General features: G+C 58.2%; 11 protein-coding genes. 4 read left to right on the top strand and 7 right to left on the bottom strand.

Translation table 11 applies throughout. The annotated features are described in order from the left end of the window. Nucleotides 1–126 precede the first annotated feature (126 nt). The 3 genes from D8U71_RS26075 to D8U71_RS26065 all read left to right on the top strand — a co-directional run bounded on the left by D8U71_RS26075 (nucleotide 127) and on the right by D8U71_RS26065 (nucleotide 4,621). A complete protein-coding gene (locus D8U71_RS26075; RefSeq protein WP_024014805.1) occupies nucleotides 127–1,056 on the top strand; it encodes a hydrogen peroxide-inducible genes activator in 930 nt (309 codons plus the stop codon). A gap of 9 nt (nucleotides 1,057–1,065) precedes the next feature. Then, nucleotides 1,066–3,141, top strand: coding sequence for an ATP-dependent DNA helicase RecG (gene recG, locus D8U71_RS26070; protein ID WP_130889057.1), 2,076 nt, complete (start codon nucleotides 1,066–1,068; stop codon nucleotides 3,139–3,141). 79 nt (nucleotides 3,142–3,220) lie between these two features. Continuing rightward, the gene (locus D8U71_RS26065; RefSeq protein ID WP_071172104.1) at nucleotides 3,221–4,621 is read left to right on the top strand and encodes an aminoacyl-tRNA deacylase and HDOD domain-containing protein; all 1,401 of its coding nucleotides are present in this window, start codon (nucleotides 3,221–3,223) and stop codon (nucleotides 4,619–4,621) included. 88 nt (nucleotides 4,622–4,709) lie between these two features. On the opposite strand, the gene D8U71_RS26060 is transcribed toward D8U71_RS26065, so the two are convergent. Together D8U71_RS26060 and D8U71_RS26055 are read right to left on the bottom strand one after the other, a co-directional pair. Next, complete coding sequence (locus D8U71_RS26060; protein WP_130889056.1) at nucleotides 4,710–7,283, bottom strand: hypothetical protein; 2,574 nt, start codon at nucleotides 7,281–7,283, stop codon at nucleotides 4,710–4,712. A gap of 187 nt (nucleotides 7,284–7,470) precedes the next feature. After that, nucleotides 7,471–7,854 carry a helicase gene (locus tag D8U71_RS26055; RefSeq protein ID WP_130889055.1) on the bottom strand — a complete coding sequence of 128 codons (384 nt, stop codon included), beginning with the start codon at nucleotides 7,852–7,854 and terminating at the stop codon, nucleotides 7,471–7,473. 432 nt (nucleotides 7,855–8,286) lie between these two features. On the opposite strand from D8U71_RS26055, the gene D8U71_RS26050 reads away from it, so the two are divergent. Next, complete coding sequence (locus D8U71_RS26050) at nucleotides 8,287–8,649, top strand: DUF6124 family protein (protein WP_130889054.1); 363 nt, start codon at nucleotides 8,287–8,289, stop codon at nucleotides 8,647–8,649. A gap of 58 nt (nucleotides 8,650–8,707) precedes the next feature. On the opposite strand, the gene D8U71_RS26045 is transcribed toward D8U71_RS26050, so the two are convergent. The 5 genes from D8U71_RS26045 to D8U71_RS26025 form a co-directional block, all read right to left on the bottom strand. After that, on the bottom strand, nucleotides 8,708–9,145 hold the full coding sequence (locus tag D8U71_RS26045; RefSeq protein WP_130889053.1) for a hypothetical protein: 438 nt from the start codon (nucleotides 9,143–9,145) through the stop codon (nucleotides 8,708–8,710). A gap of 64 nt (nucleotides 9,146–9,209) precedes the next feature. Then, a complete protein-coding gene (locus D8U71_RS26040) occupies nucleotides 9,210–10,298 on the bottom strand; it encodes a tetratricopeptide repeat protein (RefSeq protein WP_130889052.1) in 1,089 nt (362 codons plus the stop codon). A 57-nt stretch (nucleotides 10,299–10,355) separates the two neighbouring features. Further along, nucleotides 10,356–11,114: a lysozyme inhibitor LprI family protein gene (locus D8U71_RS26035; RefSeq protein ID WP_130889051.1), complete on the bottom strand. Its 759-nt coding sequence runs from the start codon at nucleotides 11,112–11,114 to the stop codon at nucleotides 10,356–10,358. Between the two features lie 2 nt (nucleotides 11,115–11,116). Next, entirely contained in the window at nucleotides 11,117–11,980 is an 864-nt protein-coding gene (locus D8U71_RS26030) for a tetratricopeptide repeat protein (protein WP_130889050.1), read from the bottom strand. Nucleotides 11,981–11,984: 4 nt separating this feature from the next. Further along, nucleotides 11,985–12,440: a hypothetical protein gene (locus D8U71_RS26025; protein WP_130889120.1), complete on the bottom strand. Its 456-nt coding sequence runs from the start codon at nucleotides 12,438–12,440 to the stop codon at nucleotides 11,985–11,987. Nucleotides 12,441–12,502: the final 62 nt, after the last annotated feature.

Here is a 12,502-nt window from a genome sequence, read left to right as displayed (position 1 = left end):
TGCCTTTTGCGTATCTGCCAGCGGCAAACCGTCCTCGACCGGTGTCGCACTCAGCCCGCAGTCTGATAACGTGCGTCTATCGATTGCAGCCGGTATGCTTGGCGCGCATCTTCATGGACGCTTGCTATGACCCTCACAGAATTACGCTACATCGTTACCCTCGCCCAAGAGCAGCACTTCGGCCATGCCGCCGAGCGTTGCCACGTCAGTCAGCCGACGCTGTCGGTGGGCGTGAAGAAACTTGAAGACGAACTCGGTGTGCTGATTTTCGAGCGCAGCAAAAGCGCCGTGCGCCTGACCCCGGTCGGCGAAGGCATCGTCGCCCAGGCGCAGAAGGTCCTGGAACAGGCCCAAGGCATTCGCGAACTGGCCCAGGCCGGCAAGAATCAGCTGACCGCGCCGCTGAAAGTCGGCGCCATCTACACCGTCGGCCCGTACCTGTTCCCGCACCTGATTCCACAACTGCACCGGGTTGCCCCGCAGATGCCGTTGTACATCGAAGAAAACTTCACCCACGTGCTGCGCGACAAACTGCGCAACGGCGAGCTCGACGCGATCATCATCGCCCTGCCGTTCAATGAAGCCGACGTGCTGACCCTGCCGCTTTACGACGAGCCGTTCTACGTGCTCATGCCGGCGCAGCATCCGTGGACCAAGAAAGAGTCCATCGACGCCGGCCTGCTCAACGACAAGAGCCTGCTGCTGCTCGGTGAAGGCCACTGCTTCCGCGATCAGGTGCTCGAAGCCTGCCCGACCCTGACCAAGGGCAACGACGGCGCCAAGCACACCACGGTGGAATCCAGCTCGCTGGAAACCATTCGCCACATGGTCGCCTCCGGCTTGGGCATCTCGATCCTGCCGCTGTCGGCAGTGGACAGCCATCACTACGCCCCCGGCGTGATCGAAGTGCGCCCACTGACCGCGCCGGTGCCGTTCCGCACCGTGGCGATCGCCTGGCGCGCGAGCTTCCCACGGCCGAAAGCCATCGAGATCCTCGCCGACTCCATTCGCCTGTGTTCGGTGGCCAAGCCTGCCGCGCCGGTTACGGCCGGTTAAGCGAGCGTCATGACGGAGCTGTCGCAAGTGTCGGTGACGGCACTCAAGGGTGTCGGCGAAGCCATGGCCGAGAAACTGGCCAAGGTCGGCCTGGAGAATCTGCAGGACGTGCTGTTCCACCTGCCGCTGCGTTATCAGGATCGCACCCGCGTGGTGCCGATCGGTGCGTTGCGGCCGGGACAGGACGCCGTGGTCGAAGGCACCGTCAGCGGCGCCGACGTGGTCATGGGCCGCCGGCGCAGCCTGGTCGTGCGCTTGCAGGACGGCACCGGCGGGCTGAGCCTGCGCTTCTACCATTTCAGCAACGCGCAGAAAGAAGGGCTCAAGCGCGGCACGCGGGTGCGCTGTTACGGCGAAGCCCGGCCCGGCGCCTCAGGCCTGGAAATCTATCATCCGGAATACCGCGCGATCACCGGTGATGAACCACCGCCAGTGGACGAAACCCTGACCCCGGTCTATCCGCTCACCGAAGGCCTGACCCAACAGCGCCTGCGCCAGTTGTGCATGCAGACTCTGACGCTGCTCAAGCCAAGCACCCTGCCCGACTGGTTGCCGACTGAGCTGGCCCGCGACTATCAATTGGCACCGCTGGCCGATGCGATCCGCTACTTGCACAATCCGCCCGCCGACGCCGATGTCGATGAGCTCGCCCTCGGCCATCACTGGGCGCAGCATCGCCTGGCTTTCGAAGAACTGCTCACCCATCAACTGTCGCAGCAGCGTCTGCGCGAAAGCATGCGCTCGCTGCGCGCGCCAGCGATGCCGAAAGCCACCAGGCTGCCGCCGAAATACCTGAAGAACCTCGGCTTCAGCCCAACCGGTGCTCAGCAGCGCGTCGGCAATGAAATTGCCTACGACCTCAGCCAGCACGAACCGATGTTGCGCCTGATTCAGGGTGACGTCGGCGCGGGTAAAACCGTGGTTGCCGCCCTCGCCGCGTTGCAAGCGCTGGAGTCCGGTTACCAGGTTGCATTGATGGCGCCGACCGAGATCCTCGCCGAACAGCACTTCATCACCTTCAAGCGCTGGCTCGAACCGCTTGGCATTGAAGTCGCGTGGCTGGCCGGCAAGCTCAAAGGCAAAAACCGCGTCGCCGCTCTGGAACAGATCGCCAGCGGAACACCAATGGTGGTCGGCACCCACGCGCTGTTTCAGGACGAAGTGCAGTTCAAGAACCTTGCGCTGGTGATCATCGACGAACAGCACCGCTTCGGCGTGCAACAGCGTCTGGCATTGCGGCAGAAAGGCGTCGGCGGGCGCATGTGCCCACATCAACTGATCATGACCGCCACGCCGATTCCACGCACATTGGCGATGAGTGCCTACGCCGACCTCGACACCTCGATCCTCGATGAATTGCCGCCCGGGCGAACCCCGGTCAACACCGTGCTGGTCACCGACACCCGCCGCGTCGAAGTCATCGAGCGAGTACGCAGCGCCTGCGCCGAAGGGCGACAGGCCTATTGGGTGTGCACGCTGATTGAAGAATCCGAAGAGCTGACTTGCCAGGCCGCCGAAACCACGTTCGAGGACCTCACCGCCGCCCTCGGCGAATTGAAAGTCGGGCTGATTCACGGGCGCATGAAGCCGGTCGAGAAAGCCGCAGTGATGGCCGAGTTCAAGGCCGGTAACCTGCAACTGCTGGTCGCGACCACGGTGATCGAAGTCGGTGTCGACGTGCCCAACGCCAGCCTGATGATCATTGAAAACCCCGAGCGGCTCGGCCTCGCGCAACTGCACCAGTTGCGCGGTCGGGTTGGTCGGGGCAGCGCGGCCAGCCACTGCGTGCTGCTCTACCACCCGCCGCTGTCGCAGATCGGCCGTCAGCGTTTGGGCATCATGCGCGAGACCAACGACGGTTTCGTCATCGCCGAAAAAGACCTCGAACTGCGTGGCCCAGGGGAAATGCTCGGCACCCGTCAGACCGGCCTGCTGCAATTCAAGGTCGCCGACCTGATGCGCGACGCCGACCTGCTGCCCGCCGTGCGCGACGCCGCCCAGGCTTTGCTGGAGCGCTGGCCGACCCACGTCAGCCCATTGCTTGACCGTTGGCTGCGCCATGGGCAGCAATACGGCCAAGTGTGAGCACCGTCGCAGTTTGTGCAGGATCGTTCCTACAGAGCTGGTTATACTCCTGCCATTGTTTCAAAAACGGATACAGACCATGACCGAAGCTGCTCTCGTCCCCGAATCTCCGCAAGCTCCGTCTGTTATTCGGCTGCTGCTCAACAAGCTGGGCGTTGCCTACGAAGAAGTGCTCGACCACCACGGCCTCAATGCCTCGCGCAAGGTGCAGGCCGTGTTGCTGGATGACGCCGTGGGCGCGTTGATGGTGCTGTTTCCACAGAGCCAGTTGCTGGATCTCAATCGCCTCGCCGAACTCACTGGCCGTCGTCTGACCGCCGTCTCGACCGAGCGCCTGGAAAAGATGCTCGGCAAACATAATCTGAGCCTGCTGCCGGGCCTGCCGGCGCTGACCAGTTCGCCGTGCCTCTACGAAGAAAGCCTGCTGCGCGAGCCGAAGCTGCTGATCAACTCCGGCGAGCCGGGCCTGCTGCTGGAAATTAGCAGCGAAGACTTCAAATCGATGCTGACCAAGGCCAGCGCCGCTAACTTCGGCGAAGCCCTGAGCAGCATCCGCCCGAACCTCGACCGCCCGGACGATGACCGCGAGGAAATCACCCAGGCTGTGCAGGCGTTCACCGCGCGGCGCATTCAGCAACGTCTGGAAGCGACCATCGAGATTCCACCGCTGGCCGAAACCGCGCAAAAAATCATCAAGCTGCGCGTCGACCCCAACGCCACCATCGACGACATCACCGGCGTAGTCGAAACCGACCCGGCGCTGGCCGCGCAAGTGGTGAGCTGGGCGGCGTCGCCGTACTACGCCTCGCCGGGCAAGATTCGCTCGGTGGAAGACGCAATCGTTCGCGTGCTGGGTTTTGATCTGGTAATCAACCTCGCGCTGGGCCTGGCCCTCGGCAAGACCCTGAGCCTGCCGAAAGACCACCCGCAACACACCACGCCGTACTGGCAGCAGTCGATCTACACCGCCGCCGTCATCGAAGGCCTGACCCGCGCCATGCCCCGCGCCCAGCGCCCGGAAGCCGGCCTGACCTACCTCGCCGGTCTGCTGCACAACTTCGGTTACCTGTTGCTGGCCCACGTCTTTCCGCCGCACTTCTCACTGATCTGCCGCCACCTGGAGGTCAATCCGCATCTGTGCCACAGCTATATCGAGCAACACCTGCTGGGTATCAGCCGCGAACAGATCGGCTCGTGGCTGATGCGCTACTGGGACATGCCCGATGAACTGGCCACCGCCCTGCGCTTCCAGCACGACCCAAGCTACGACGGCGCCTACGCCGAATACCCGAACCTCGTCTGCCTGGCCGTACGCCTGCTGCGCAGCCGCGGGATTGGCTCCGGGCCGGATGAAGATATTCCGGATGCGTTGCTCGAACGCGTTGGTTTGAGCCGTGAAAAAGCTAACGATGTCGTCAGCAAGGTGCTTGAGGCTGAAGTGCTGTTGCGTGAACTGGCTTCGCAGTTCAGCCAGGCCTGAAAAGCTTCGCGGGCAAGCCCGCTCCCACAAGATCGATGCGATCTTCAGGAGCGGGTGCGTTGCGGCCAACTGTTGATTATTGGCGTAATCAACCGCGGTACCGAATCACCCAGCCCTGCGGGTTCGGGAAGCTTCCAATGAAATACCCTCCCACTACAATTCGGCCGTCCGCCAATACCGTCATGTCATGAAGAGCTTCCAGGACGCCGTCCTCGTCGAAAATACTGAACCCTGTGCCATTGAATGACAGGTCTGGTGTTCCGTCCGCCAAAAACTTCGCCGTGATCGCACTCGGATCATCGTCAGTGACTCCGATCCCGGTATCGCCGCTGACGACGATTGAACCGTCAAGTCGCGCCACACAGTGCAACCACCTCAAGCCTTGCGGGACGAAGGCGGAGAACAACGGTTTACCGTTATTGAATACGAGATTGTAGGAGCCTTTGGACGTGAGGACCGCAATCACTCCACGCATGCCACCGTCCCTTACGGCAGACCCTGCAAGAACAATTTTGCCATCCACAATTGAAATGGCGGACAGGTGGATATCATCCTCTCCAGAGATGATCACGACGCCGTTACCGCTCTCGCCGAATGACCTGTCGATCTGGCCGTTAGCGTCGAATCGAATGACGTAAGCGCCCGAAGATGGCCCGCTATATCTGCCGCCAACCACCACAGCGCCGTCAGGTTGATGCGCGACCACCTGCGCAGAACTGTGCTGGTGTGCAACGCCAGCGAGTTCGACAAACGCGAACCCCGCACCATTGAATGTGATGTCGTTGAAACCATCCGGATTGAGCCGCATGACGATGCCACTCAAACGGCCAGTGCCGTCTTCGACGGAGCTGACCAGCAGGATTTTCTTGCCCTGCTGCAAAACAGCGTCGCCGCCATGACCCGCGCTCCCCATCTGCGCATAAGGAAGGTAACGCACACCCTGGTCAGCAAAGTCCTGATCCAGCCGCCCGTCTTGGTCTTGTTTCACAACAACCAGCCCAGCAGAAACAACAGGCCCATTGCTCTGGTACTCGGCGCGAACGAGCCAACCACCATCCGGGAACGGCGTCAGCTCTAGCATCGAGTGCATATATAGACCGTCCTTGAGTGAGATTTCGACGAATCCGGTCCTTTCTTCACCAAACTCAAGGTCCAGTTGGCCGTTCTCCAGAAGCCGGGCGATCAGCGTTTCCAGGCCATCCTTGCGTCGACGGACAGCCACCAGCAACTTATTGTCGGGCAGCGCCAGCAGCGCTCTTACGTCAAACTCAGACAGTCCTCCGAGCGGGAATCTGACGATGCCGCTTTCACCAAAAGACGGGTCAAAATCAAGCGTGCCACCCGTCAGGTTTGCGCTGAGATAGCGAGTGATCCAGCCATCCACCCGTGAAGGATCAGACAGGCTGGTGTGGTTCATGGACACCACTATTCGGCCGTCCTCCATGATTGCCAGATCCCGAGGAAACACTGGCCCCGCGACGTCATCGAAGAGCGTATAGCCAATACCGTTGAAGGCCGTGTCCAGTTTGCCTTCAGCAAGAAAGCGCGCGGTCATTACCGCTGAATCCCCGGCACCAACGACAATGATCGAGCCGTCGAGCTGTGATGTATGCCACCACGTCAACCCGTCTGGCAGTAACGGGGAAAACAGAGGCTGGCCATTATTGAATACAAGATTGGCCGCTCCACTGGCGGTCAGCACAACCACTAACCCGCCGTGGACGTTTTCTTGCCAGGCATCACCGACCGCAACGATCCGGCCATCACTTCCGCGCACCGAAATGGCTTTCAGAGAGCGCTCGCCATCCTCGTTGAAAAGCAGCTTCGCTTGTCCGTTGTTGAATTCCTTATCCAACTTCCCCGCTGCGTCCAAACGTGCCAGAAAAACTCCGGAGCCTGTCTCACCATTCTGAAAGGATCCGCAAACCAGCACCTTGCCATCGGCTTGAACAGCGATAGCGCCGGCGGTGCTCGAGGTGGCACCGACATCCACCGAGACGTAGCCCGCGCCGTTAAATGATTGATCGAGCGAGCCGTTCGCCAAAAGACGCATCACGACGGGCGATGGCCATGGCTCATCGATCAGCAGGAAATGGAGCAGGACGATTTTGCCATCGGCCTGCTGAGCTACCGAGCCGGTAGAACCATTTGCAGAGGAGGACATTCGCTTCAACTTCGCCCCTGCCGACGACGCAAGCGGGGAGCCCGGAATCTCATAATAGGAAAGTAGACTGATGCCGTGATCGCCGAACGAATCGTCCAGCTCACCGCTGTCTTGCAGGCGAATCAGTGCCTGGCCAGCGTCGACGGCCTTCTGTGTGAAGTATTGAACGCGCACCAGCCAACCGCCGTCCTGCAACGCATCGAGCCCAAACACGGCGCTGATGCGAGCGTTGACTAAAGATATCTCGATGAAACCTGTCTCATGACTTCCGAAGGACTTGTCGAGCGTCCCGTCTTCGTTCAATCGTGCGATGGCAAGCGGCGCATCATTTCCTTCCTGAGGAAGGGCGACCAGCAACTTCCTGTCGGGGAGTGCCAAAACGGCCGCAGCCTCATGGCTCGCAATGCCCGGTATCGGCAACTTCAATAAACCATTCAGGGCAAAAGAGGGATCGGGGGTACCTGGGGTTATAAAGACCTGAGCGTGAGCCTGAGTCATGTTCTTGCTCCATCAAGTGCGTTGCGTCCTTTACGGGACCAGAGCTTGAGTAGAGCATCGCGAAGATGAGCAAAGCACCTGACAGAAATGACAGTTCGACTGTCTTTACAGGCCTAAACAGCAACCCTGCGAGCCAGCGAGCACACCATTCTTCGATGCGCTTCGCTTGGAGCCAACCAGGAGAATCTCAAGCTTTGGCCTTTGCCTTCCTCGGCACCAAATACTTCATCAACCCCTGAAACCACATCACCAGCGCCGGGTTGCCCTTGAGCTGGATCGACTTGTCCTGAATTCCCTGCATAAATGCCAACTGCTTGTTCTTTGCCTGCATCGTGGCAAAGCCATAACCGGCATCTTTAAACGCAATCGCAAACGCAGGCTCCGCCACTACCCCAGACTTGCTGGTGATGCGCTGATCCTTGACCACGAAATGCCGCGCCACTTTCCCATCCAGCGTCTGCAACTGAAACACCAGATCCTTGTCACCCAACTGCTGCTGGAACGCAGGATTTGTCCGGCTGGCCTTACCCATCAACAAACCCATCATCCACAGAAGAAAACGAAATTTCATGCGCACAGCCTCAAAAGGAAAATGAACGGCCGAGGCAGTGTAAGGGATTCGGAGGATAACGCCAGTATCTGACGCTGTTGGAAGAGGATGTAGACCAATTCCTGCACGATGACTGCCAAGTCACGATTCAACGTTTACCCCTGATCGTTCCCCCGCTGCGCGTGGAACGCATCCCGAGACGCTCCGCGTCTCACCGTTCACCTTTCCTACACCTGTTGAAACACATCCCTGTAGGAGCCGGCGAAGCCTGCGATCTTTTGATCTTCCGGCCTGCGAATCCATGGGAAATTTCCTGCGAAGTGCGGGGCTGTCCATGAACTAGGCGAGCTCGAAGATCACCGATAGGCTTTCTGCGTCATCGGGTATTCGATGACCGGATGTGCAAGTCCGAATTCGGGAGCAATTTCTTCTTACTCCAAGGGATTTACACCGATGACCAATTCAACGACCAACACCGAGGACACCTCCCCCTACGAATCCTTCGATTCAAGAAAACTACATGAAGCCGCCGAACGCGCCCTCGATCACCATTTGGGCAACCCCGGCCATCCACCGGCCCCACGCCGCGAAGGCTTGTTCAGCCTGAACCCGGACATCGACGCCGAAGCCCTGCTGGCCAACGCCTCGGAAGACCTGCTATCCATCAGCATCATCGCTGCGGACCTTGCGGACGACATAGATGGCTTACGCCGCTCGGTTGCACTGGCATTGAGTAGGATGGCGGACGGGGTGAGATTGATGGTGGAAGGGACGCTTGATCACATTGAAGTGCGGAACATGGCGGCCAAGTTTTAGCGAGATTCACGGATGAAAAAGAGGGGGCGTTGAGCCCCCTTTCTCGATGATCCCTGTCTTACCACCGACAGCCTGTCTCTGGAGATGCATCCATGGTGATGTCTTGTTCAAATGAATACTTATTTCCGGATTTGTAGTTCGTGTAAGTCATCCCGTAAATTCGAGCACCCTGGCTGACCATTTCATATTCGCCTGTCAGCGAGTCTTCGGACACTTCTACCCAAGTTGTCGTGAACTGAGAAGGCCGCCCCTCTGCCATGACTTCCTCTTCGACACTCCGATAGACAAGTGGAATGACCTTTCGGGACTTCGTGTACTTGACCCCTGCTCCGCTCCACCGTGAGACGGTGTCGTAATAGGATCGAAACTCGAAATTGATGTTCTTGCCTTCCAACGAACGGAAGCAGGAAACCTCGGTGGTAACCTCACCTAGGGCAGTCAGCGGTATTAGAAGAAGCGCAGAAATAAACGCAAACGACGATTTCAAACCGATCATTCCTTAGCGACTTATGGACAATTGAAAGTGCTTTTCTGCGAACTTTACGGGAATAGGGCCCGAATCATTTCTTGGAGAGTCCAGCACAGCGCTCACCCACCCTCGCCGGGATCTTCGAAACCTTCCCCGCTTCAGACATTCGCGATGCGTATTGCTTGTACGCCGCCACCGCCCGCTCTTTATCGTTCACGGCCCAATAACTGTCAGCGAGATTCAGGTAAGCAACCGTCCTGTTTGGGTGGTTGGCAATCACTGCATTGAGCAACTCAATCGACTCAGCGTAGTAACCCGCCTCGCCGAGCAGAAAACCGAGGTCGTTGGACCAGCCGGGACGCTGCGGGTAGTAGTACTTTGCGACGATATAGCTATCCGGGGGACAAGTGTCATGCGAGCCACCGCCCATCAACGCGTAGCTCATCGTATCCTTGAAGGAAGAGTCATCACCCTTTCGGTAGGCTGCCAGCGCCATATCCAGCAAATCAGCCGAATTGACGGTCATCAATTTCTTTCTAACGCCCTCAATACTGCCAGTACGAGCAACCTGCAGCTTCTGCAGCGCTTCACGCCCGTCGAAAGAAGCGAGAGTGATTGGGCCCAATGTCTGCACCGGCAACTCCACTACGCTGACAAGCGACCGATCACAGGAGTCGTTGTTCGCCACTTCCAGCAGAGCTTTCAGCTCAAACTGCTTTGAACCTCTGTTGAAGGCGAACAACAGGTTGAAGTTGTAAACCGCGTTATCTTCTTCACTGGTTACCAGCGCGATGTAATCCCCTTCCTCAACGAACGGCTGCTTGACGACAGCTTCCTCAGCCTGCGGATCAATGACAGTCATGACGCCGGGGCGACCTTTAAGTACATGGACGCTGAATACACCCTGAAGCGCAGACGAGTACTGACTCTTGATCAGAGGCAGCGCCTTCGACGTATCGAGCAAAATTTCCTCATTACGTGCCTGCACCGGCGCGATCAACAACCGGTTGGAGGCCTCGTCCGCATCCCCTGTCAGAACAAATACCTTTTGCCGTGATGCATCACCCAGCAAGCTAGCCGGAATTTCCTTCAGGACTTGGGGCGCAGCAAGCGCGGGAGAACCCGGTACAGCGAGACAACAAGTTAGAGCGCAGAGAACGCTCTGCAATACGCGTTTCACTTTCTTCAATCCTTGATTCAATCAAATGATGTCCAAATACGTCCCAATTGACCCCGATTAGGCACCGGGTTCAGGCGCGCCGCATTTCAGCTCTTTGATTTGCTCGTTCTTGATCGGAATCACACAAGCGAGGCGCTTCTCTCCGAGCCCACGAAGCTCCGTCAACCTGAGCGTCACGTGCAATCCATCATCGGCAAACGCATGATCCTCAAACCCGGCATCGGCATAGTCCGTCCAAAATGCCTTGCCCTCGAAACTGCAAAACCGCTTGGAGGACAGCACTCTCCAACCGCCGTTGGGCGCCAGTATCTGGACCGTCAGGCCTGGGCTGCCAAAGGTGCTGACATAACGTGCCACGACATCGCCGAAGCGCTGAGAGCCGGACAGGTACACCTTGTTGAGATCGACCACATTACCCGGCTCATCAGCGACGATTGTGTCCAGGTAGGCCGCACGCTCCAGACTTATTCTGGCCATGCAGTTGCTGATCGTCGTGACATGCGCTGCCACCCCAGGCTCGATTTCCGTGGCTTCAAGCGGGCACGTGGTGTCGCGTAGCTTGATCCAGGCGCGCTGGGATTCTCTGGCCATGGCGACCAGCGCCTTACCCTGCTCAGGGTCGCGCCGTTGTTGAGCCTCAAACCGTCCCAGCAGCTTCTTGTAGCTGGCATTGAGTTGTGTGTCGGCTTCTTTGCGAGCTGCCTCCACACACCGATCGACCTGGGCGCTAACGGTGATTTCTTTACAGTCGTCCTCGGCTATCGCGCAGGAGGCAAACAGGCATCCAAAGGACAACGCGATAAAACGCGCAAACATGTTCAATTTTCCATTCCCTGAATGACGGATCGCTCAACGACACGTTGAGGTATTTTCTGCGCCTTGCCGTCGGCTCTCATCGCGTCGCGGTACTGGCTGTAATAGCGCTGCGCTTCATCTTTGCGATCAAGGCGCCAGAGCGAGTCGGCAATGTTCAACATCAGTACCGTGCGCTTACCAACGGCCTCAACGCCGCGATAAAACTTCAGCGCCAACTCATCTCTACCGCCCTCGGCCAAATAGAAGGCCAAGTCGTTGAAAGCTTGAACATTGCGCGCCGGTGGGTGACAAGCCATATAGGACTCTGGACTTATAGTGCGAAGATTGAATTCGAGTTCTTCCACGCGAGATTGCGGCATCTCAATATTTGAGACCTTCTTCAATAAGTCCTTTGGAGACGGCGTGTGCATGACGAGGTCAGACGCATCCTCTTCTCCGGAAGTCCACCGATTGCCCTCCCACTTGCCGTAGCAAAACCTGGCTACGTGCTGACTGAGCACGCAACCGGTCTCCATCGAAATGACCCCGCAACCAGTTTCCTCTGTCGGGATTTCTTCACCCTCTTGGCCAATGACAACGCCATACAGAGTCTGAAGGAGGAGCAATGTTTTCTTGTCGGGACTTAACCAAGCCTCATGCGTTTCAGTACCCACCGCGGGTACATAGAGGGGAAACGTTTTTCCATTGGCGGTAATCGAGGCAACCGCCGACTCCGCAGCAGGCCCGCCCCATGTCTTGTCCTTCAGCGTCACTAAGTGCCCGCCAACCCCCACGATCTGAATATTTTCAGACAAGGCATTGGCTGAAGCTAACAGGCCCATGACAAACATCAACCGCTTAAGACTGCCCGCGAGAAGACGGTTCATCCACTCACTCCTCATCCATCGGCGACGATTCCACATCGGTCATGCTCAGCAGCCGAAACTCATTGTTCACGAACTCGTAGTAACGATCCCGATTACCACTTTCCAAAGCATTCCCCTGCGCATCTTCTTCGCCGTCGAGCGTGATGCCGGACACGATGACCATGCGACTATCGGGCTGGTAGACCATGCCGAAGGTGCTGCCGTCGTAAGCATTCGGCAGACCGCCAACCACTTCACCGGTCTGGGCGTCCAGCACTTCGCCACAAATGGCGCTGCCGCCACAGCCGAGCCTGTGAAGGATGTAATGACCGGCGAAGTTGACCTTGCCTTTCAGGGCTTGCACCCGTGCCTGATCCATCATTGGGCTGCTGTTTTCCTGCGGCACCAGTTTATGGTTGGGGCCGGTGAAAACTGGCGTGACGGTGTAATCCTTGAATGCTGGATCGGCAGCGAATGCCATGGACGCGGCAGCCAATATCAAGCTGCCGAGAAGAACTGAAAATCCTTTCACGTAATAACTCC

Origin of the sequence: Pseudomonas sp. Sample_21, assembly GCF_004307525.1 — a bacterium.
Classification (GTDB): domain Bacteria; phylum Pseudomonadota; class Gammaproteobacteria; order Pseudomonadales; family Pseudomonadaceae; genus Aquipseudomonas; species Aquipseudomonas atacamensis.
The sequence above is the reverse complement of the archived record's forward strand: the minus strand, read 5'-3'. Positions and strand labels throughout refer to the sequence as shown.

Bases quoted from the DNA above. Each gene is read 5' to 3' on its own strand.
- D8U71_RS26075 (WP_024014805.1), top strand. From the start codon at position 127: ATGACCCTCACAGAATTACGCTACATCGTTACCCTCGCCCAAGAGCAG.
- recG (WP_130889057.1), top strand. From the start codon at position 1,066: ATGACGGAGCTGTCGCAAGTGTCGGTGACGGCACTCAAGGGTGTCGGC.
- D8U71_RS26065 (WP_071172104.1), top strand. From the start codon at position 3,221: ATGACCGAAGCTGCTCTCGTCCCCGAATCTCCGCAAGCTCCGTCTGTT.
- D8U71_RS26060 (WP_130889056.1), bottom strand. From the start codon at position 7,283: ATGACTCAGGCTCACGCTCAGGTCTTTATAACCCCAGGTACCCCCGAT.
- D8U71_RS26055 (WP_130889055.1), bottom strand. From the start codon at position 7,854: ATGAAATTTCGTTTTCTTCTGTGGATGATGGGTTTGTTGATGGGTAAG.
- D8U71_RS26050 (WP_130889054.1), top strand. From the start codon at position 8,287: ATGACCAATTCAACGACCAACACCGAGGACACCTCCCCCTACGAATCC.
- D8U71_RS26045 (WP_130889053.1), bottom strand. From the start codon at position 9,145: ATGATCGGTTTGAAATCGTCGTTTGCGTTTATTTCTGCGCTTCTTCTA.
- D8U71_RS26035 (WP_130889051.1), bottom strand. From the start codon at position 11,114: ATGTTTGCGCGTTTTATCGCGTTGTCCTTTGGATGCCTGTTTGCCTCC.
- D8U71_RS26030 (WP_130889050.1), bottom strand. From the start codon at position 11,980: ATGAACCGTCTTCTCGCGGGCAGTCTTAAGCGGTTGATGTTTGTCATG.
- D8U71_RS26025 (WP_130889120.1), bottom strand. From the start codon at position 12,440: ATGGCATTCGCTGCCGATCCAGCATTCAAGGATTACACCGTCACGCCA.